This window comes from Streptomyces sp. NPDC059816, from assembly GCF_042732055.1.
Taxonomy (GTDB): Bacteria; Actinomycetota; Actinomycetes; order Streptomycetales; family Streptomycetaceae; genus Streptomyces.
On the sequence record NZ_JBHWIQ010000015.1, the window covers coordinates 200,750 to 221,440 of the forward strand.

18 protein-coding genes and 2 tRNA genes are annotated in these 20,691 nt (G+C 73.0%); 14 read left to right on the forward strand and 6 right to left on the reverse strand.

Annotation, left to right across the window (positions count from 1 at the left end; all coding sequences use genetic code 11):
- Positions 1-105 precede the first annotated feature (105 nt).
- Positions 106-678 carry a hypothetical protein gene (locus ACFV88_RS21155; RefSeq protein ID WP_385493247.1) on the forward strand — a complete coding sequence of 191 codons (573 nt, stop codon included), beginning with the start codon at positions 106-108 and terminating at the stop codon, positions 676-678.
- Between the two features lie 31 nt (positions 679-709).
- Here the strand turns inward: ACFV88_RS21155 and ACFV88_RS21160 are convergent, their stop codons facing one another.
- Together ACFV88_RS21160 and ACFV88_RS21165 are read right to left on the reverse strand one after the other, a co-directional pair.
- Positions 710-1,279, reverse strand: coding sequence for a CGNR zinc finger domain-containing protein (locus ACFV88_RS21160; protein ID WP_385493217.1), 570 nt, complete (start codon positions 1,277-1,279; stop codon positions 710-712).
- A gap of 273 nt (positions 1,280-1,552) precedes the next feature.
- Positions 1,553-1,966, reverse strand: coding sequence for an SsgA family sporulation/cell division regulator (locus ACFV88_RS21165; RefSeq protein WP_003959770.1), 414 nt, complete (start codon positions 1,964-1,966; stop codon positions 1,553-1,555).
- Between the two features lie 190 nt (positions 1,967-2,156).
- Here ACFV88_RS21165 and ACFV88_RS21170 point away from each other — a divergent pair, with 190 nt between their 5' ends.
- Both ACFV88_RS21170 and ACFV88_RS21175 read left to right on the forward strand, forming a co-directional pair.
- Positions 2,157-2,600 (forward strand): TIGR02611 family protein, encoded by a 444-nt coding sequence (locus ACFV88_RS21170; protein WP_385493218.1) that lies wholly within the window; start codon positions 2,157-2,159, stop codon positions 2,598-2,600.
- An 82-nt stretch (positions 2,601-2,682) separates the two neighbouring features.
- Positions 2,683-2,754, forward strand: a tRNA-Val gene (locus tag ACFV88_RS21175).
- A gap of 237 nt (positions 2,755-2,991) precedes the next feature.
- Here the strand turns inward: ACFV88_RS21175 and ACFV88_RS21180 are convergent.
- A complete protein-coding gene (locus ACFV88_RS21180) occupies positions 2,992-5,451 on the reverse strand; it encodes an SCO7613 C-terminal domain-containing membrane protein (RefSeq protein WP_385493219.1) in 2,460 nt (819 codons plus the stop codon).
- 118 nt (positions 5,452-5,569) lie between these two features.
- Here ACFV88_RS21180 and ACFV88_RS21185 point away from each other — a divergent pair, with 118 nt between their 5' ends.
- Both ACFV88_RS21185 and ACFV88_RS21190 read left to right on the forward strand, forming a co-directional pair.
- Complete coding sequence (locus tag ACFV88_RS21185) at positions 5,570-6,061, forward strand: SRPBCC family protein (protein WP_385493222.1); 492 nt, start codon at positions 5,570-5,572, stop codon at positions 6,059-6,061.
- 39 nt (positions 6,062-6,100) lie between these two features.
- A tRNA-Val gene (locus ACFV88_RS21190) sits at positions 6,101-6,172 on the forward strand.
- Positions 6,173-6,237: 65 nt separating this feature from the next.
- On the opposite strand, the gene ACFV88_RS21195 is transcribed toward ACFV88_RS21190, so the two are convergent.
- Positions 6,238-6,963: a 3'-5' exonuclease gene (locus tag ACFV88_RS21195; protein WP_385493223.1), complete on the reverse strand. Its 726-nt coding sequence runs from the start codon at positions 6,961-6,963 to the stop codon at positions 6,238-6,240.
- A gap of 371 nt (positions 6,964-7,334) precedes the next feature.
- Between ACFV88_RS21195 and thrS the strand changes: the two genes are divergently transcribed.
- Together thrS and ACFV88_RS21205 are read left to right on the forward strand one after the other, a co-directional pair.
- The gene (gene thrS / locus ACFV88_RS21200; protein ID WP_385493224.1) at positions 7,335-9,311 is read left to right on the forward strand and encodes a threonine--tRNA ligase; all 1,977 of its coding nucleotides are present in this window, start codon (positions 7,335-7,337) and stop codon (positions 9,309-9,311) included.
- A 51-nt stretch (positions 9,312-9,362) separates the two neighbouring features.
- The gene (locus tag ACFV88_RS21205) at positions 9,363-9,923 is read left to right on the forward strand and encodes an HIT family protein (RefSeq protein WP_385493225.1); all 561 of its coding nucleotides are present in this window, start codon (positions 9,363-9,365) and stop codon (positions 9,921-9,923) included.
- A 50-nt stretch (positions 9,924-9,973) separates the two neighbouring features.
- Here the strand turns inward: ACFV88_RS21205 and ACFV88_RS21210 are convergent, their stop codons facing one another.
- The gene (locus ACFV88_RS21210; protein WP_385493226.1) at positions 9,974-11,632 is read right to left on the reverse strand and encodes a hypothetical protein; all 1,659 of its coding nucleotides are present in this window, start codon (positions 11,630-11,632) and stop codon (positions 9,974-9,976) included.
- A gap of 241 nt (positions 11,633-11,873) precedes the next feature.
- Positions 11,874-14,081: an elongation factor G-like protein EF-G2 gene (locus ACFV88_RS21215; protein WP_385493227.1), complete on the reverse strand. Its 2,208-nt coding sequence runs from the start codon at positions 14,079-14,081 to the stop codon at positions 11,874-11,876.
- A 196-nt stretch (positions 14,082-14,277) separates the two neighbouring features.
- On the opposite strand from ACFV88_RS21215, the gene pgsA reads away from it, so the two are divergent.
- From pgsA to ACFV88_RS21250, 7 genes are all read left to right on the forward strand, one after another.
- Entirely contained in the window at positions 14,278-15,021 is a 744-nt protein-coding gene (pgsA, locus tag ACFV88_RS21220; RefSeq protein ID WP_385493245.1) for a phosphatidylinositol phosphate synthase, read from the forward strand.
- On the forward strand, positions 15,018-15,950 hold the full coding sequence (locus tag ACFV88_RS21225; protein WP_385493229.1) for a phosphatidylinositol mannoside acyltransferase: 933 nt from the start codon (positions 15,018-15,020) through the stop codon (positions 15,948-15,950). Before pgsA ends, ACFV88_RS21225 begins: the two co-directional genes overlap by 4 nt.
- On the forward strand, positions 15,947-17,107 hold the full coding sequence (locus ACFV88_RS21230) for a glycosyltransferase family 4 protein (RefSeq protein WP_385493230.1): 1,161 nt from the start codon (positions 15,947-15,949) through the stop codon (positions 17,105-17,107). The genes ACFV88_RS21225 and ACFV88_RS21230 overlap by 4 nt, the downstream gene beginning before the upstream one ends.
- A 48-nt stretch (positions 17,108-17,155) precedes the next feature.
- Positions 17,156-17,698: a hypothetical protein gene (locus ACFV88_RS21235; RefSeq protein WP_385493231.1), complete on the forward strand. Its 543-nt coding sequence runs from the start codon at positions 17,156-17,158 to the stop codon at positions 17,696-17,698.
- Positions 17,699-18,090: 392 nt separating this feature from the next.
- Positions 18,091-18,939, forward strand: a complete 849-nt coding sequence (gene pdxS, locus ACFV88_RS21240) for a pyridoxal 5'-phosphate synthase lyase subunit PdxS (RefSeq protein ID WP_385493246.1) — start codon at positions 18,091-18,093, stop codon at positions 18,937-18,939.
- A gap of 82 nt (positions 18,940-19,021) precedes the next feature.
- On the forward strand, positions 19,022-19,663 hold the full coding sequence (gene pdxT, locus ACFV88_RS21245; protein ID WP_385493232.1) for a pyridoxal 5'-phosphate synthase glutaminase subunit PdxT: 642 nt from the start codon (positions 19,022-19,024) through the stop codon (positions 19,661-19,663).
- A gap of 124 nt (positions 19,664-19,787) precedes the next feature.
- The gene (locus ACFV88_RS21250; RefSeq protein ID WP_385493233.1) at positions 19,788-20,540 is read left to right on the forward strand and encodes a YebC/PmpR family DNA-binding transcriptional regulator; all 753 of its coding nucleotides are present in this window, start codon (positions 19,788-19,790) and stop codon (positions 20,538-20,540) included.
- Positions 20,541-20,691 lie beyond the last annotated feature (151 nt).

Here is a 20,691-nt window from a genome sequence, read left to right on the forward strand (position 1 = left end):
GCTGCGCCCGGGGCACGAACGCCCTGCCGAGCCGTCTCAACATGTGACACGGAATCCGGTGAACTCCCGCCCAATACGGGCGTGTTGATCGCGTCGCGTCTGGCGATGCGTCATCATCGGCGCGAGATGCTCGACACCACGCACCACGGTGCCGCCCTCGTCGATCCAGTTGCCGCGAACACGGCGGACCGGGCCGGTCGGGCCCCCCTGGACGACGGCGCCACCAGGAACCACACAGCCACCCCCGCCCACACCGTGCGCCCCAGCGCACGCCGCCCCCGGAACCGACGCACCGCGCCATCGGCGTGGCTCACGTCCGGGGCGGACCCCTCCCACGCGCACCCGGCAGGACCACCCCCGTCCCCGGTGGCGGTCCGCCGGGCGCACGCCCGTCCGGTGGGCCGCAAGGACCTGCGACGGTCACCCTGGGTCACCGCGTACGGGGGGCGGTCGGCGCGTCCCGTCGGCCGGCGGGACCCGGTCGAACCGCCGCCGGCCGCCCCTGCTCGGCCGGAACGGACCGGGACGCCCTCCGTCGACGTGCCCCCGGGCGTTCCCCAAGAGGCGCAGGGCTGTCTCTACGCCCTCTCCCAACCACCACTGATGATCTTCCTGACGGTGATCGGCACCCTGTTGATGATGGGGGCGGTGCACGACCTGTTCCTGCTGGGACGCTGACCGGGGGCGGAGGGCGGGCGGCCCGCCGCGTTCAGCCGGTGGCCTCCCTGCGGCGGGCCCGGTACGCGGCGACGTGCAGACGGTTGCCGCAGGTGCGGCCGTCGCAGTAGCGACGGGAGCGGTTGCGGGACAGGTCCACGAAGGCCCGCCGGCAGTCCGGGGCCGCGCAGCGGCGCAGCCGCTCCTGCTCCCCGGCGACCACGAAGAACGCGAGGGCCATGCCGCAGTCCGCCGCGAGGTGGTCCCCGATGGAGGCTCCCGGCGCGAAGTAGTGCATGTGCCAGTCGTAGCCGTCGTGGTCGGTGAGCCGCGGGGTGGTGCCCGCCTCGGCCACCAGTTCGTTGATCAGTGCCGCCATCGTCGCCGGACCGTGGCCCGCGAACGCCTCGGCGAACCGGGCGCGGACCCGGTGCACGGCCGTGAGGTCCGCCTCGCTCAGGGCGCCGACGTCACTGATCTCGTGGTCGAGCACGAAGGCCCGCAGCGCTGTGAGGTCGGCCAACCCGTCACTCTTCGGATCGGCGCCGTCGTCCTCCGGTGCGGAGTTCACCAGATCGACCACGGTGTTCAGGGCGCACCGGGTGTCATGGGTGATCAGCACGAATCGCTCCCCTGGCCGCGAACCGGGCCCGTGGCCCGTCTTGAGGGCCGATGCTACTGGCTCCGCGAGCCCCTGTACGGGCGCCTGCGCCCCTCCCGCGCCCCGAACGCACTCACCGGCGCCCCCGCACGGTGTTCCGCTGCGGTGGCGCCGGTGAGTGCCCTCTACGGGGGCCGGGGCCCGCGCCGTCTCCCCGAGTCGGACGGCGTCGGGCTCGTTCGGTGTGGCTGTGCCCACCTTCTCTCGTCGTGCGGTGGCTCTCCCGGACCTCTCCTAGCTCTCGGCCAGGATGTGGGACAGCTCCGTATCGAGATCGAAGTGGCGGTGTTCCGTGCCCGGCGGCACGGCTGCGTCCGTTCGCTTCAGGAACGATTCCAGGGCCCGCGCCGGGGCCTCCAGTAGAGCCTCACCTTCGGGGGAGCTCAGGGCGATGCACACCACGCCCTGACCGTGGCTCCGGGACGGCCAGACGCGGACGTCGCCGGTGCCGGTGGGCCGGTGCAGGCCCTCGGCGAGGAGATCACGGGCGAAGACCCACTCGACGGTCTCCTCGGCTCCGGTGTGAAAGGTGGCGTGCACGGCGTAGGGATCGGCCGTGTCATACCGCAGTCCTGCGGGAACAGGCAGTGAGGACTCGCTCGACACAACGAGGCGCAGGTGCAGCTCGCAGCTGACCGTGGTGTTCATAAGCGCCATGGCCTTTCGCTCAGTGTGCGCTCGGGGATTCGCACGTCGGCGAAATCGACATGCCACCTACGGTGCCGTTGTAAACCCCTCTGAGGGTTTTGCGTGTCTTTAGGTACCCCGTACGGCGGAGCCATTGTTCGTACCACGGGACCATTCCGGTGACCGGATTCCTTCGGGTACGTTTGTCCTCATGAATACGGGGAGTGACGGAACGGGGAAGGTGGCCTTGGCGGCCGACGGCGCGGAAGACGAGCAGGCGGAACGGCCCCTGGGCTCCCGGGCCCCGGCGTACGTCCAGCGGCGCAGGGTGCTGCACCTGAGCTGGCAGGTCGGCGTGTTCATCGTGGGACTCGCCGTGGTCGGCGCCGGTGTCGCGATGCTGGTGCTGCCCGGGCCCGGCTGGCTGGTCATCTTCGCCGGCATGGCCATCTGGGCGACCGAGTTCGTCTGGGCCCAGCTGGTGCTCCGCTGGACGAAACGCAAGGTCACCGAGGCGGCGCAGCGGGCACTCGACCCCAAGGTGCGCCGTCGGAACATGATCCTCACGGGGCTCGGGCTCACCATCATCGGTGTGCTCATGGGCTACTACCTGTGGAAGTACGGGCTGACCATGCCCTGGGACGTCGAGTGGTGAGCCACCCGGCGGGCCCGTCCGGTGGGCGGGCCGGGGTGGTCGGAGCGCCGGCTGACATGCGGTAATGTTCTCCGTGCACCCGGGGCGATTAGCTCAGTGGGAGAGCGCTTCGTTCACACCGAAGAGGTCACTGGTTCGAACCCAGTATCGCCCACCCCGGACCCGTGGCCCGGAGGCCCCAAAGCCTCCGGGCCACGGGTATTTGGCGTGATACTTCACTGACCGTGTTCGAGGCTGAATTGCCACCGTCGCTTTCCGGTGAATTCCACGCGTCGGAACTCCGCTTCTCCGGGGTGATTCTGACCGGCGCTCAGTTCGCCTCGCCGCCAACCCCGTCGAAGCCCCGCCCGGGCCGCGCGGCCCGGGCGGGGCAGCCCTCACCCGCCGGCTCTCAGTGCAGCCGACCGAGCACCGTACGGAAACGGCGGACGTCCCGCAGACGGTGTTCGTACGTCGCTCCCACCCCCAACAGCAGCAGACCGGCGAGCGCCGGGGGCAGCCAGCGCGGCAGGGCTCCCGCCACCTGGGCGACGTACGGGGCGAGTTCGCGCAGGGCCACCAGCGCGAGGACCGTCCCGCCGAGGACCAACGGCGCCTGGAGGCGGTGGCGCGCCCCCACCAGGGTCACGCCGAGCGCCCCCGCGCCGAGCAGCAGCGGCCGTACCCATCCGGTGTCGGACCACGCGGCCATCAGCGAGGGCAGCAGCGTCACGGCCAGACCCGGTCCGTACGCGGCCCAGGAGGAGGTCAGCGGAGCGCCGCGCCTGCGCAGCGCTCCCACCGCCAGGGCCAGGGCCGTCACCGGAAGGGCGTACGCCTCCGGGGCCGTCACCTCCCACCCGAGCAGCCGGGCCCAGGCGGACAACACGAACAGCGCCGCCGCCACGTACCCCGCCGCCCGCCGGTCGGCGCGCAGCGCGGTCACCGCCGCCAGCCCGCCGCACACTCCGAGGACCAGGGAGAGCACCGCTGCGTCCGGTACGGCGAGCAGCACCGCGACGAGGGCCGCTGGCACCCCGCCGCCCTCCACGGCCCGGGTCAGCGGATCGTCCCCGAGCCAGGCCGCGAGCAGGACGGTGACCGTCGGCACGGTGAGGACCAGCAGGGCGGTACCCGGGCGGCCGAGGTCGAGCGCCGCACCGACGGCCCCGAGCAGACCGGTGGCGTAGCCGAGGCAGACCACGGCCGCCACCGGGGCCGCGAGCGGCACGCGGCCCCCGCGCAGCGCCCGACCGGCACCGGCGGACACGGCGCACAGGGCACCCAGGACCATCAGGGTGGCGGTCTGCGTGGCCAGGGCCAGGGAGGTGGTGCTGAGCGAGGTCAGCAGGGCGAGCGGCAGCGCCGGGTGCGGCAGTGCCGTCGGCCCGCCCTCCTTGCCGGGCGTGGCACCAGCGGGCGCGATCCCGCCCCGACGGCACCCCTGGGCCACCAGAACGGCCACCAGCACCCCGTACGCCGTCAGCGCCGCCGCGTAGGGCAGTCGCAGGGCCGACGGGAGCGAGACGGCGCCCGCCCAGCCCAGTACGACGACGGCGAGCCGCAGCCGCGGGTCCGGGACGCCGCCCCGCTCCCGCAGGACGGCGAGGCCGTACGCCACGGCGGCGAGCACCCCGAGCACCACGGTCGCCGCCAGCGGCTCCGGGAGCCCGGCCCTTCCGGCCGAGGACGGCAGGTGCTCGGGGCTCCCGGACCACACGGCGCCCCACTGCCGCAGCGGCCCCACCACGCCCAGCGCCACCACGGGGCCCGCCCACAGCAGGCCCGCCGCCTGCACGACCCCCGCCGCCAGCAGCACACCGCGGCGCACCGGACCGGCCGGCCACCGCGACGGGTCCGGCAGCAGGGCCGCCGCGCCCAGGACGAGCGCGACCGACAGGTACCCGGGAAGCACCCAGGCGTCCGGCAGGAACCGGGCCGGAGCGACACCGAGCGCCGCCACCGCGAGGAGGCCACCGGCCAGCGACAGCGCCAGGGCGAGCCCTCTCGACGTCACCGCCCGGGCCGCCGCCACCGCGAGGGCCGCGGTCGCCGCCAGCAGCGCGGCACCGATCAGGGAGTCCGCCAGCGAGCCGGCCGACCCAACCTGCCACAGGCTCGCGAGCACCGCCGCCGAGCCCACGACCCCCGCCGTCACGGCGGCGGTGATCCGCACGGCACGGCCCGGGGCGCGCAGGGCCAGCACCGTGTCGCCGGCGCTCGTCACCAGCAGCGCCGTAGCCAGCACCGGGACCTCCGCCCCCGCCGCCACCGCCCACAGGAACAGCACCGGTTGCGCGGCGAGCACCGCCGCGGGGAGGGGGAGCCGCAGGGCGCGGACCCGCAGCCCGTACCCCGCCCACCCGGTGGCCAGGGCCGCCGCGGCGACCGCCGTGTAGGCCGTCGTCCCCAGCTCGGGCAGCGCCACCCGGTGCACGGCGTACGCGTCCAGGACCGTCAGCACGAGGCCGGTGCCCGCGATCGCCTCGGCGGTGGAGCGCAACCCCCGTCGCAGCACGACCAGCGGCACGGCGAGCGCCGCCGTGGTCACCGCGCCGAGCACCAGGGAGCGCCCCGTGATGCCCATCCGCCCCCAGCTCAGCAGCGTGAAGGCGACGGCCGCCACCGCGAGCAGCAACCCGCCCAACACCAGAAGGAGGTTCTGCACCCCGCGCGCACCCGTGTCGGGGCCCGGAGCCCTCGACCCGGACGGGGGGCCCGTGCCGGCCGGCGGCGGGGCGGGGGCGGCGGCCCGGAGCACGTTCAGCAGCCAGGCCCGGCGCTGGAGCAGGACCGCTCGACGGGCGTCCAGCATCCCGAGTTCGCGGTCCACCAGCCGTAGTTCCTCGGCCGGCGGGGGGTAGTTCGTCATACCGGGAGTGTGACGACGATCGGCGCGCACCACCTGAGCACGCGTACTCAGCCGGCGTACTCAGTGGTCGGGCGCGTCCCGCCGGGCGGGACGCCCCCGGCCGGGCACACTGACCGGCATGGACTGGTGCCACTACCGCCTCCACAGCCGTTGGGACCTGCCCGCGCCGCCCGGCACCGTCTTCGCCGTCCTGGAGCGGGCGGAGGACTATCCGCGCTGGTGGCCGCAGGTGCGGGAGGTGACCCCGGCGCCCGGGCGCGCCGGGGACGGGGAGCCCACCGGCACCGCCCGGTTCCGCTCGTTCCTGCCGTACGCGCTCGTCGTCACCGCGACCCGCGTGCGGAGCGACCCGGCCGCCGGGGTGCTGGAGGTCGCCATGAGCGGGGACCTCGACGGCTGGGCCCGCTGGACCCTGGCGCCCGGCGGGCTGGGCACCCTCGCCCGCTACGAACAGGAGGTCGAGGTGCGCCGGCCGTCGATGCGGCGGCTCGCCGTCCCGGGCCGGCCCTTCTTCCTGCTCAACCACGCGTGGATGATGCGCTGCGGGCGGCGCGGCCTCACCGCGCTGCTGCGTCGGGGCACGCACCGCAGGGCGGGCAGAACGGTTTGAACGAACCCGCCCGGGACCTGTATGGTTCAGTGCGTTCCCGGGCGATTAGCTCAGTGGGAGAGCGCTTCGTTCACACCGAAGAGGTCACTGGTTCGAACCCAGTATCGCCCACCCGGGAGAGGACCGGTCCGCCGAGAGGCGGGCCGGTCCTTCTGCGTCCGGACCCCGCCGGGCCCTCAGACGGCGGTCCGCAGTTCGGGGCGCAGCGGCCAGGCCGGGTCGACCGCTTCCTCGGTGCCGGTGCGGGCGAACCACGCCTGGGGACCGCGGGCTTGTGCGGCGTGCCAGACCGCCTGGAGGGTGTGCAGTTCGGCGGGCGAGAGCCGGCCGAGCCGGGCCGCGAAGCGCTGGCCCACCGCCCGGACCACCTCCATCGCCCGCAGGGCGTCGGCCGCCGTGTCGTGCGCTCCGACCGGTTCCACGGCGTAGTGCGCGCACAGGTCGGCCAGGGTCCGGCCGCCCTTGCGGTAGCGGTCGAAGTGCCGGTCGAGCACCCACGGGTCGAGCACCCGCAGCGGAGTGGTCTCCAGGTAGCGGGGGAGCGTGGCCGCCCGGTGCCGACGCAACTCGCGGTCCAGCAGGGTCAGGTCGAACGGCGCGTTCATCACCACCAGGGGGCGGCTCGCGGCGCCGTGATCGCTGAGCGCGCGGGCGATCTCCTCCATCACCGGGGACGGCCACCGGCCGGTCCGTGCCACCTGCTCGTCCGTCAGGCCGTGCACCGCCGTGGCCCGCTGCGGTATCGGCACGCCCGGGTTGACCAGCCAGCGCGTGACCCGGGGGCGCCCGCCCGGCACGTCCTGACAGACCACGGCCGCCGCGACGATCCGGTCGGACTCGACGTCCACGCCGGTGGTCTCCGTGGCGAAGGCGGCCAGCGGGCCCTCGTACCAGAGCGTCATGGTCACCCAACTCCTCAGTCCAACTCGGCACTTGGCTGTCGCCTGCTGCCCGCTCGGGTGATACCCGGGCCGCTTCGGGCATACGCGGGCCGGCGGCAAGACCCCGCCTCGGTTACGGCAGTTCGACGACCCGCCGGCACCGCTGGTTGCGGAGGGGGAACGTCCTCCCCCCGAGGAGACCCGGCGCCGCCGTGCGGGGCGGGGGCACGGTGACCGGGCGCGGGCGGGCCGGGGCGTGCGAGGGCGCGCCGGGGGAGTACACGCGGCGTCGCCCGCGGTAACCGTTTCGCGGTGGACGGCCCCGGCTCGGTACGATCCGGGGAGCGCGTACCCGCGACTGGTAGCGCCCCACCTTCAGGCAGGAGAGTCCGGTGTCAGACGTCCGTGTGGTCATCCAACGCGATTCCGAGCGGGAAGAGCGAGCGGTGACGACGGGCACCACGGCCGCCGACCTGTTCCCCGGCGAGCGTTCCGTCGTCGCCGCCCGGGTGGACGGCGACCTGAAGGACCTCGCGTACGAGGTGCGCGACGGGGAGAGCGTCGAACCCGTCGACATCTCCTCCGAGGACGGCCTCAACATCCTGCGCCACTCCGCCGCGCACGTCATGGCGCAGGCCGTGCAGGAACTGTTCCCCGAGGCCAAGCTCGGCATCGGCCCGCCGGTCCGGGACGGCTTCTACTACGACTTCGACGTGGCGAGGCCCTTCACTCCCGAGGACCTCAAGGCCGTCGAGAAGAAGATGCAGGAGATCCAGAAGCGCGGTCAGCGCTTCTCGCGCCGCGTCGTCAGCGACGAGGCGGCCCGCGAGGAGCTGGCGGACGAGCCGTACAAGCTGGAGCTGATCGGCCTCAAGGGCGCCGCCTCGCACGACGACGGCGCGGACGTCGAGGTCGGCGCCGGCGAGCTGACGATCTACGACAACCTGGACGCCAAGACCGGGGACCTGTGCTGGAAGGACCTCTGTCGGGGCCCCCACCTGCCGACCACCCGGAACATCCCCGCGTTCAAGCTGATGCGCAACGCCGCTGCGTACTGGCGCGGCAGCGAGAAGAACCCGATGCTCCAGCGCATCTACGGCACCGCCTGGCCCTCCAAGGAGGAGCTGAAGGCGCACCTCGACTTCCTGGCCGAGGCCGAGAAGCGCGACCACCGCAAGCTCGGCAACGAGCTGGACCTCTTCTCGATCCCCGACCAGATCGGCTCCGGTCTCGCCGTCTTCCACCCCAAGGGCGGCGTCGTCCGTCGGGTCATGGAGGACTACTCCCGGCGCCGCCACGAGGAGGAGGGGTACGAGTTCGTCTACACCCCGCACGCCACCAAGGGGAAGCTGTTCGAGACCTCCGGGCACCTCGACTGGTACGCCGACGGCATGTACCCGCCCATGCAGCTCGACGAGGGCGTGGACTACTACCTGAAGCCCATGAACTGCCCGATGCACAACCTGATCTTCGACGCGCGGGGTCGCTCCTACCGCGAGCTCCCGCTGCGCCTGTTCGAGTTCGGGACGGTGTACCGGTACGAGAAGTCGGGGGTCGTGCACGGCCTCACCCGTGCCCGCGGCTTCACCCAGGACGATGCGCACATCTACTGCACCAAGGAGCAGATGGCGGACGAGCTGGACTCGACGCTGACCTTCGTGCTGAACCTGCTGCGCGACTACGGCCTCACCGACTTCTACCTGGAGCTGTCCACCAAGGACCCCGAGAAGTTCGTCGGCTCCGACGAGATCTGGGACGAGGCCACCGAGACGCTGCGCAAGGTCGCCGAGAAGCAGGGCCTGCCGCTGGTCCCGGACCCGGGCGGCGCCGCCTTCTACGGCCCGAAGATCTCCGTCCAGGCCAAGGACGCCATCGGCCGGACCTGGCAGATGTCGACCGTGCAGCTCGACTTCAACCTGCCGGAGCGCTTCGACCTGGAGTACACCGGCCCCGACGGCACCAAGCAGCGGCCGGTCATGATCCACCGTGCGCTGTTCGGGTCGATCGAGCGGTTCTTCGCGGTGCTCCTGGAGCACTACGCGGGGGCCTTCCCGGCGTGGCTGGCACCGGTCCAGGCGACCGGCATCCCGATCGGCGACGCCCACGTGCCCTACCTGGAGGACTTCGCCCGGCAGGCCCGCAAGCGCGGGCTGCGGGTGGAGGTCGACTCCTCCTCGGACCGGATGCAGAAGAAGATCCGCAACGCGCAGAAGCAGAAGGTGCCGTTCATGATCATCGCGGGCGATGAGGACATGGCGAACGGCGCGGTCTCCTTCCGCTACCGCGACGGTTCCCAGGAGAACGGCATCGCCGTCGCCGACGCCCTGGCCAAGATCGAGCAGGTCGTCGCGGACCGCACCCAGGTCTGAGCCGACGCCCCGGCATCCGGCCCCCGGGAGGCTCGTCCTCCCGGGGGTCTTATGCTGCACAGCATGACGACGAGTGAGCCGGAGCACCAGATCGGAGTGGGCGTCCCCGACGCTTTCCAGAGGCTGTGGACGCCCCACCGGATGGCGTACATCCAGGGAGAGAACAAGCCGACCGGCCCCGGGGTGGACGACGGTTGTCCGTTCTGTGCGATTCCGGCCAAGTCGGACGAGGACGGGCTGATCATCGCCCGGGGCGAGCAGGTCTACGCGGTGCTCAACCTGTACCCGTACACCGGCGGGCACGCCATGGCCGTGCCCTACCGGCACGTCGCCGACTACACCGAGTTGGACCGGAGCGAGACGCTGGAGCTGGCGGACTTCACCCAGCGCCTGATGACCGCACTGCGGGCCGCGTCCGGAGCGCACGGCTTCAACATCGGCATGAACCAGGGGACCGTCGCCGGCGCCGGCATCGCCGCGCACCTGCACCAGCACGTGGTGCCGCGCTGGGGCGGTGACACCAACTTCATGCCCGTCGTCGGACACACGAAGGTGCTGCCCCAGCTCCTCGCCGACACCCGGGCCATGCTCGCCGCGGCCTGGCCCGTCTGAGCCGCCCGCCGCCCGTGCCCCTCGGGGCGCGGGCGGCGCAGCCGCGGACCTCAGGCGTCGTACAGGTCGGCCTTGCGCGGTGACGGGTCCTGGACGGCGCCCGAGAGGAACGCCGAACGGGCTCCGAACTTGTCGGTGTCGACGCCGTTCTCGTCGAGCACCTTCAACGCCGCCGCGTGCACCACCCGCAGGACCGGGGTGGCCGCCCGCAGCGCGTCGTCCGCCATGAACCGGTGCCGCCAGGGCTGCGAGGCCCACGCGTGCCGCAGCCCGAACGGCTCCGGCAGCGACATCTTGCCGCCGAGCCAGTCCAGTAGCGGCGGGTACCAGGTGAGCGGTGCCCGCGCGGCCAGCCGCACCACCTCGTCCGGTTCGATCAGCGGCAGGTTCACCGTCCTGGTCTCCCAGAACCTGATCGCCTTGGACACGGACTTCGTCTTCGGTGACGACGGTGTGGTGAACAGCCCGTGCACCGGCCCCAGGGCGTGCCCCGTGACCTCGATGCGCAGCGTCTCGTGGAGCACCGTGACGGTGATCATCATGGTGATCACCAGCTGACCGTCCCACAGGACGAACTGGACGCCCAGGTAGTGCCGGTCACCGCTGCCGAACTGCTGCTCGTTGCAGATCCGCTGTATCTCGTGCGACTTGATCTGGTACGCGTCGACGTCCGTGCCGCTGGGCCGTGACACCCCCTTCGCGCCCTCACCGATCGGCGTCACGATCCAGTGCCGTATCGAGGGGGTCGGGAAACCACCGGTGTGCAGGGGTCCGCGGGTCAGCATCCGCAACTGGTCGTGGATGGCGCGCACGACGTCCCAGCTGCGGAACGGATGGATCTCCTTGCCCGGCTCCCGGGACACCAGGTCCTCGGCGAGCTGCCAACTGCCCCAGCGGGTGCCCATCCCCAGGATGCCCTTGGGGCCGGCGTAGAAGACGGAGTTGGACTGCTGCTCGGCGCCCAGTCGGGCCAGCCCCTGGCGCAGCGCCTCGGCGGCGGTCTGGTTGGGGTGGGTGGGCACCGACTCGGGGATCTTCGCCCCGACCCCGCCGCCGGACAGCAGACCGTCCCAGCGCGAACGCAGGTCCTGCGCCGTCCGCTCGCAGATCTGCTTGGCCCACAACCAGCCGATGACCGGAGCGACGATCGCGGCCCGCGCGTACCAGGGCCAGAAGCCGGTGAACGGCAGCTTCCACAGCAGCAGGGCGGCGAACACGCCGACCCCGATCAGCAGTGCGGTGCCCAGGGTGGAGGCGCGCTTGTCGCTGGAGCCGTTCACCCAGCGGCGCACCTGGAAGACCAACAGCCAGCCCAGCAGCCCCGGGAGGAAGACGAACCCGCACAGCGCCATGATCGCGGTGAGCCAGCTGTCCCGGTGCTTGCGGATGCGACTGGCCGCCAGGGCGTGTTCCACGACGGCCTGCGGATCGATGCCGAAGGACTGGATCAGCGGCGCCCGGCCGCCCCCCAGCATCCGGACCTGGATCGCCCGGGAGAACGCCTCGCCGAGGTTCGGCGCGAACAGGGACGCCCAGGGGCGACCGCCGTCGACGCCCGACTGGTACAACTCGTTGTCCGCCTGCTTGATGTCCTCGATCGGACTGTCCCGGTACGCGGCCGACGCGAGCGCCGTGGTGGCCGCGGTCTGACCCGATGAACCCGAGAGCGGAACCTGAGCCCCCGGAGTGAAATCGAAACCGTCCGCCACCGCAGAACCCCCTCCTCGCCGCGCTGTCGCTCCTGCGGCCCTTCCCGACTTGACTGCTCCGCACACCTGTTGACCAGGTGGACGGCTGGATCGAACCGCCCCCGCCGTCGTGACGGCACGGGGTGCACGCGCACCGCGACATGACCAGGACTCAGCGTATCCGCAGGGGCCGGTATCCGTCAGGGGACGAGGAAAGGCCACCCGCCGGGGCGAGTTCGGCCCTCGCCACCGGGGCCGACGCTCAGGCGTGCGCCTCCCGTTGCCCCCGCACCCGCTCCGCGACCTGCCGCGGCATGGGTTCGTGACGGAGGTAGCCGCGGCTGAAGCGCGCCGTCCCGTGCGCCAGCGAACGCAGGTCCACCGCGTACCGTCCGATCTCGATCTCCGGGACCTCGGCCCGTACCAGCGTGCGGCCCCCGGGCTCCTGCTCGGTGCCCACCACCCGGCCCCGTCGCCCGGTCAGATCGCTCATCACCGGGCCCACGTACGCGTCGCCCACCAGGACCCGCACCTCGGCGAACGGCTCCAACAGATGGACCGTCGCGCCCTCGGCGGCCTCCCGCAGGGCGAGTGCCCCGGCCGCCTGGAACGCGGCGTCCGACGAGTCCACCGAGTGCGCCTTCCCGTCCCGCAGGGTGACCCGCACGTCGATCAACGGATAGCCCGCGACCACCCCCTTCGACGCCTGCGCGCGCACGCCCTTCTCCACCGAGGGGACGAACGCACGGGGCACCGCCCCACCGACCACCGCATCCACGAACTCGATCCCCGAACCGCCCGGCAGCGGCTCCACCTCGATCTCGCAGACGGCGAACTGCCCGTGCCCGCCGGACTGCTTGACGTGCCGACCCTGCCCGGTCGAGGGGCCCGCGAAGGTCTCCCGCAGCGGCACCCGGTGGGGCACGACGTCGACCTGCACCCCGTACCGGGCGCGCAGGCGCTCCAGGGCCAGCTCGGCGTGCGCCTCCCCGACGCACCACAGGACCACCTGGTGGGTGTCCTGGTTCTGCTCCAGCCGCAGCGTCGGGTCCTCCGCGGCCAACCGCGCCAATCCCGTCGACAGCCGGTCCTCGTCGGCCTTGCCGTGCGCCCGGACCGCGACCGGCAACAGCGGGTCCGGCAACTCCCACGGGGCCATCAGCAGCGGGTCGTCGATCGAGGACAGGGTGTCACCGGTCTCCGCGGCGCCCAGCTTCGCCACACACGCCAGATCACCCGCGACGCACTCGGCCAGCATCCGCTGCTGCTTCCCGAAGGGCGAGGTCAGCGCACCGATCCGGGCCTGCGCGTCATGGTCCTCGTGGCCCCGGTCGGCGAGCCCGTGCCCGGACACGTGCACCGTCGCGTCCGGCCGCAGCGTCCCGGAGAACACCCGCACCAGCGACACCCGGCCCACGTACGGGTCCGACAGCGTCTTCACCACCTCCGCGACCAGCGGGCCGTCCGGGTCGCAGACCACCCCGGGCCGCCCCGCGCCGTCCGGGGTCGTGACCGGTGGCGCCGTGCGCTCCAACGGGGTGGGGAAGCCACCGGTCAGCAGCTCCAGCAGCTCCACCGTGCCGAGGCCCTGCCGGGCACCCGGGGCGGCCGGGGCCGCCGCGAGCACCGGGTGGAACACCCCGCGCGCCACCGCCCGCTCCAGGTCGGCCACCAGCGTCTCCACCTCGACGACCGCACCGGCGAGGTAGCGGTCCATCAGCCCCTCGTCCTCGCTCTCGGCGATGATCCCCTCGATCAGCCGGCTCCGTGCCTCCCGCACCAGCGGCACCTGCACGGGTCCCGTCTCCGCCGCCACCCGCCGACCGGAGGAGTAGTCGTACGACCGCCCCGACACCAGGTCGACCAGCCCGGTCACGGGTGCGTGGCCGTCCGGCCCCGGCTCGCCCCGCAGCGGCAGGTGGAGCGGGAGCACCGCATCGGGGTCCTCACCGCCGAAGGTCCGTGCGCACAGCTGGGCCACCTCCTCGAAACCGGCGCGCGCCGACTCCAGGTGGGTGACCACGACGGCCCGGGGCGTCCCCACCGCGGCGCACTCCTCCCACAGCAGCCGGGTCGCCCCCGCCGTCACCTCCGGCCCCTCGGCCGCCGACACCACGAAGAGCGCCGCGTCGGCCGCGCGCAGCCCGGCCCGCAGCTCCCCGACGTAGTCCGCGTAGCCGGGGGTGTCCAACAGGTTCACCTTGCAGCCGTTCCACTCCAGCGGGACCACGGACAGCTGCACCGAACGGTGCTGCCGGTGCTCGATCTCGTCGTGGTCGGAGACGGTGCTGCCGTCCTCGACCCGGCCCGCCCGGTTCACCGCCCCCGCGGTCAGTGCCAGGGCCTCCACCAGGGTCGTCTTGCCGGAGCCGCTGTGGCCCACCAGCGCCACGTTCCGGACCGACGCGGGACCGTCGGCCGGCACCACCCCCGCGGCGGCTGTGGGATGCGCGTTCGCCTTGTCGCCCATGGCCTGCCTCCCGGTCGTGTGCACGGTGGGAGCCCCGTCCGGAGCGGGTCCTGCGGGGCCGCACGGGGAGGCCGGCCCCGCAGGACGCCCGCGGTGTTGCGGGGCCTTCCCCTCCCGCAACCGTGCGTCCATCCGTCGGACGCGGCCACCGGGGCGGACGGTGCCCGGGGGGAGCACCCGGCCGGGCGTGGCTACGATGGGCCAGCCGGAGGCCAGTAAGGGCCGACCGGTCCACCGAACCTCCGGGAAGGCCATGCTGAACAAGTACGCGCGTGCATTCTTCACGCGTGTCCTCACGCCGTTCGCCGCATTTCTGATCCGCCGCGGGGTGAGCCCGGACACGGTCACCCTCCTCGGGACCGCCGGAGTGGTGGTGGGCGCGCTGGTCTTCTTCCCCCGGGGTGAGTTCTTCTGGGGGACGATCGTCATCACCCTGTTCGTCTTCTCGGACCTCGTCGACGGGAACATGGCCCGCCAGCTGGGCCGCTCCAGCCGCTGGGGGGCGTTCCTCGACTCCACCCTGGACCGGGTCGCCGACGGGGCCATCTTCGGCGGGTTCGCCCTCTGGTACGCGGGGCAGGGCGACAACAACGTCCTGTGCGCGGTGTCGATCTTCTGTCTGGCCAGCGGCCAGGTGGTGTCGTACACCAAGGCGCGCGGCGAGTCGATCGGGCTGCCGGTCGCGGTCAACGGCCTCGTGGAGCGCGCCGAACGGCTCGTGGTGTCGCTGGTCGCGGCGGGCCTCGCCGGACTGCACGCCTTCGGGGTCCCCGGCATCGACGTGCTGCTCCCCGTCGCGCTGTGGATCGTCGCCGTGGGCAGCCTCGTCACGCTCGTCCAGCGGGTGATCACCGTCCGCAAGGAAGCCGCCGAGGCCGACGCCGAGAACCCGCGCCCGCCCAGCGGCCACACCGCTGCCGGCACCGAGGCGACCGGATGAGCCTCGGCGACCGGCTCGCGGACACCCTGTACGGCACCGGCTGGGCCACCGTGAAGAAGCTGCCGGAGCCGGCCGCCGCCCGTCTGGGCCGCACGGTCGCCGATCTCGCCTGGAAGCGCCGCGGCCAGGGGGTCCTGCGGCTGGAGGCCAACCTCGCCCGGGTGGTCCCGGACGCCGGCCCCGAGCGCCTCGCGGAGCTGTCCCGGGCCGGCATGCGCTCCTACCTGCGCTACTGGATGGAGTCGTTCCGGCTCCCCGCCTGGAGCGAACAGCGGGTGCGCACCGGATTCACCTGCGAGGACGTCCACCACCTCACCGACGGGCTCGCCGAGGGCCGGGGCGTCGTCCTGGCCCTGCCGCACCTCGCCAACTGGGACCTCGCCGGGGCGTGGGTCACCACCGAACTCGGGACGCCGTTCACCACCGTCGCCGAACGCCTGAAGCCCGAGACCCTGTACGACCGCTTCGTCGCCTACCGGGAGGGCCTCGGCATGGAGGTGCTGCCGCACAGCGGTGGCGCCGCCTTCGGCACCCTCGCCCGCCGGCTGCGCGCGGGCGGCCTGGTCTGCCTGGTGGCGGACCGCGACCTGTCCGCGTCCGGTGTCGAGGTCCGGTTCTTCGGGGACACCGCCCGGATGCCCGCAGGGCCCGCCCTGCTCGCCCAGCAGACCGGGGCCCTGCTGCTGCCCGTCACCCTCTGGTACGACGACTCGCCGGTGATGCGGGGCCGGGTCCACCCGCCCGTCGAGGTGCCCGCGTCAGGTGACCGGGCCGAAAAGACGTCCCTCATGACCCAGGCCCTGGCGGACGCGTTCGCCGCCGGGATCGCCGACCACCCGGAGGACTGGCACATGCTCCAGCGGCTGTGGCTCGCGGACCTCGACCCGGCGCGGGCGCCCGACGCCCCGCGGTACGGGGGAGCGGCATGAGGATCGGCATCGTCTGCCCGTACTCCTGGGACGTGCCCGGCGGCGTCCAGTTCCACATCCGCGACCTCGCCGAGCACCTGATCGGGCTGGGCCACGAGGTCTCGGTCCTCGCGCCCGCCGACGACGAGACGCCGCTGCCGCCGTACGTGGTGTCCGCCGGACGCGCGGTGCCCGTCCCGTACAACGGTTCGGTGGCGCGGCTCAACTTCGGTTTCCTGTCCGCCGCCCGGGTGCGCCGCTGGTTGCACGACGGTACCTTCGACGTGATCCACATCCACGAGCCCGCCTCGCCCTCGCTCGGCCTGCTGGCCTGCTGGGCCGCGCAGGGCCCGATCGTGGCGACCTTCCACACCTCCAACCCGCGCTCGCGGGCGATGATCGCCGCGTACTCCATCCTCCAGGCCGCCCTGGAGAAGATCAGCGCCCGGATCGCGGTCAGCGAGTACGCCCGCCGGACCCTGGTCGAGCACTTGGGCGGCGACGCGGTCGTCATCCCCAACGGCGTCGACGTCGACTTCTTCGCGCGCGCCGAGCCCCGCCCCGAGTGGCAGGGCGAGACGATCGGTTTCATCGGACGGATCGACGAGCCGCGCAAGGGCCTCCCGGTGCTGATGGGTGCCCTGCCCGAGATCTTCGCCGAACGGCCGGGCGCCCGGCTCCTGGTGGCGGGCCGCGGGGACGCCGAGGAAGCCGTCGCGACCCTGCCCGCAGCCCTGCGCTCCCGGGTCGAGTTCCTCGGCATGATCAGCGACGAGGACAAGGCACGGCTGCTGCGCAGCGTCGACGTGTACGTGGCGCCGAACACCGGTGGCGAGAGCTTCGGCATCATCCTCGTCGAGGCCATGTCCGCGGGAGCGCCCGTCCTCGCCGCGGACCTCGACGCGTTCGCCCAGGTGCTGGACCGGGGCAACGCCGGGGAACTGTTCGCCAACGAGGACGCGGACGCACTCGCCAAGGGCGCGGTCCGGCTGCTGGCGGACCCCGAACGCCGCGCGGAACTGCGCCGGCTCGGCAGCACGCACGTGCGCCGCTTCGACTGGTCCACCGTGGGCGCCGACATCCTGTCCGTCTACGAGACCGTCACCGCGGGTGCCGCGGCCGTCGCCGCGGACGAGCGGGCCACCGGGCTGCGCGCCCGGCTCGGCATCGGCAACTGACCGCGCGCCCGGCGGCTCCCCGCGGGCGGGCGGCTAGCCTTGCCCCCCGTGACCTCCACATTGATCTGGATCGTCGTGGCCCTGGTGGCCGTCGGCCTCTACCTGAGCTGGACCGCGGGTCGGCTGGACCGCCTGCACACCCGCATCGACTCGACCCGCGCCGCCCTGGACGCGCAACTGCTGCGACGGGCCTCCGTCGCCCAGGAACTGGCCACCTCGGGGGTGTTGGACCCGGCGGCCTCCATCGTCCTGTACGAGGCGGCCCACGAGGCCCGGCAGGCGGACGAGGAGCACCGCGAGGTCGCCGAGAGCGATCTGAGCCAGGCGTTGCGCGCGGTCTTCGGGGAGGCCCCCCAGGTCGAGGCGGTCCGCGCGGTGCCGGGCGGTGAGGAGGCCACCGGCGAACTGGCCCGGGCGGTGCGCATGGTGCCGATGGCCCGCCGGTTCCACAACGACGCCGTACGCGCCGCGCGGGCCCTGCGCCGGCACCGCAAGGTCCGCTGGTTCCGGCTGGCCGGGCACGCACCCTTCCCGCTGGCCTTCGAGATGGACGACCGGCCGCCGGCCGCGCTGGCGGAGCGCGCCGCCTAGCCCGCCGCACGTACCCCACGGGCCGCACATACCCCACGTACCCCACGGGCCCCAAGGGCCGCACACGGCTCCACAGGGCCGTAGGGGGCGCACGGGGGCGCTGCTCCCCGGTGGCCCTGCTCGGGGGAGCGGCGCCCCCTCGTGCTCGGCCGCTGGGGCCACCGCGCGGGCCGGGCGGGAGCACCGCCGGGGTGGACGGGCGAGAACGATCCACCGGCTCCCCATTGGCTCTTGTCGCCCGACCCGCCCGAAAGGTTTCCTCGGGGCAGCAGAATCACTCTTCCCCCGAGCGAGGTCCTCCCGTGTCCAGCACGCTTCCCAGCACCGACCAGACCGCCCCGGCCGCCCCGCAGGGCACCCCCGCCACCGGCACCGCGCGCGTCAAGCGCGGCATGGCGGAGCAGCTCAAGGGCGGCGTGATCATGGATGTCGTCACCCCGGAGCAGGCGAAGATCGCCGAAGACGCGGGTGCCGTCGCCGTCATGGCCCTGGAGCGGGTCCCGGCCGACATCCGCAAGGACGGCGGGGTGGCCCGGATGTCCGACCCGGACATGATCGAGGGCATCATCGGGGCCGTCTCGATCCCCGTCATGGCGAAGTCCCGCATCGGCCACTTCGTCGAGGCCCAGGTCCTCCAGGCGCTCGGCGTCGACTACATCGACGAGTCGGAGGTGCTCACCCCGGCCGACGAGGTCAACCACTCCGACAAGTTCGCCTTCACCACCCCGTTCGTCTGTGGCGCCACCAACCTCGGCGAGGCGCTGCGCCGGATCGCCGAGGGCGCGGCGATGATCCGCTCCAAGGGCGAGGCCGGCACCGGCAACGTGGTCGAGGCCGTCCGGCACCTGCGGCAGATCAAGAACGAGATCGCCCGGCTGCGCGGCTACGACAACAACGAGCTGTACGCCGCGGCCAAGGAGCTGCGCGCCCCCTACGAGCTGGTCAAGGAGGTCGCCGAGCTGGGCAAGCTGCCCGTGGTGCTGTTCTCCGCCGGCGGCGTCGCCACCCCGGCCGACGCGGCGCTGATGCGGCAGCTCGGCGCCGAGGGCGTCTTCGTCGGCTCCGGCATCTTCAAGTCCGGCGACCCGGCCAAGCGCGCCGCCGCGATCGTCCGCGCCACCACCTTCTTCGACGACCCCAAGGTCATCGCCGACGCCTCCCGCAACCTCGGCGAGGCCATGGTGGGCATCAACTGCGACACCCTCCCCGAGACGGAGCGGTACGCCAACCGCGGTTGGTGACCGGCCACCGCCCCCGGTACGGCGCCCCCGCGGCGCCGTACCCCTGTACCGCACCGAGTAGCGAGGCACAGGTCACCCGACCATGACGACCACCACCGTGATCCCCCCGCAGCCGACCGCGCCGGACGCCCGCACGCCGTTGATCGGCGTGCTCGCCCTCCAGGGCGACGTACGGGAGCACCTGGCCGCCCTCGCCGCGGCCGACGCCGTGGCCCGACCGGTCCGCCGCCCCGAGGAACTCGCGGAGGTGGACGCCCTGGTGATCCCCGGCGGCGAGTCCACCACCATCTCCAAGCTCGCGGTGCTCTTCGGGCTGATGGCGCCGTTGCGGGCGCGGGTCCGCGCGGGCATGCCCGTCTACGGCACCTGTGCGGGCCTGATCATGCTCGCGGACCGCATCCTCGACCCCCGGTCCGGTCAGGAGACGATCGGCGGGATCGACATGGTGGTGCGGCGCAACGCGTTCGGCCGGCAGAACGAGTCCTTCGAGGCCGCCGTCGAGGTCGCGGGCGTCACCGGGTCCCCCGTGGAGGGGGTCTTCATCCGCGCGCCCTGGGTCGAGTCGGTCGGCCCCGGGGTCGAGGTGCTGGCCACTCACGCCGGGCACGTGGTCGCCGTCCGCCAGGGCCGTGCGCTGGCCACCTCCTTCCACCCGGAACTGACCGGCGACCACCGGGTGCACGCCCTCTTCGTGGCGATGGTGCGGGCCGCCGTCGCCTCCTGACGGAGGACGTCCCGCGCCCGTCCCGGTGCCCGGGACGGGTCGGGCGTGCGGACGGGGGGCCGTGCGATCCTTGTAGGATCGCTGGCGTTCGTAAAGAGATGGGTTACGCGAAGGAGACAGGCAGATGTCCGGCCACTCTAAATGGGCCACGACGAAGCACAAGAAGGCCGTGATCGACGCCAAGCGCGGCAAGCTCTTCGCGAAGCTGATCAAGAACGTCGAGGTCGCGGCCCGCCTCGGTGGCGTCGACCTCGAAGGCAACCCGACGCTGTTCGACGCCGTGCAGAAGGCCAAGAAGCAGTCGGTTCCCAACAAGAACATCGACTCCGCGATCAAGCGCGGTGGCGGTCTCGAAGCCGGTGGCGCCGACTACGAGACGATCATGTACGAGGGTTACGGCCCCAACGGCGTCGCCGTCCTGATCGAGTGCCTCACCGACAACCGCAACCGGGCCGCCTCCGACGTGCGGGTCGCGATGACCCGCAACGGCGGCTCCATGGCCGACCCGGGCTCGGTGTCGTACCTCTTCCACCGCAAGGGCGTCGTGATCGTCCCCAAGGGCGAGCTGAGCGAGGACGACGTCCTCGGCGCCGTCCTGGACGCGGGTGCCGAAGAGGTCAACGACCTCGGCGAGTCCTTCGAGGTGCTGAGCGAGGCGTCCGACCTGGTCGCCGTCCGCACCGCCCTCCAGGAAGCCGGCATCGACTACGACTCGGCCGACACCAACTTCGTCCCGACGATGCAGGTCGAGCTGGACGAGGAGGGCGCCAAGAAGATCTTCAAGCTGATCGACGCCCTGGAGGACAGCGACGACGTGCAGAACGTCTTCGCCAACTTCGACGTCCCGGACGACGTGATGGAGAAGGTCGACGCCTGACGCCGCAGCCCGCGAACCGTCCCCGGACGGACGCGCGGACCGCACCGGGCACCGCCGACGGGCCGACGGGACACACCCCGCGGGCCGGCGGCGCGGGGGGGGGCCCGCCCCCGAACCGCGCGCCCGGGGGCGCGGGGGCCCCGTGGTGGGG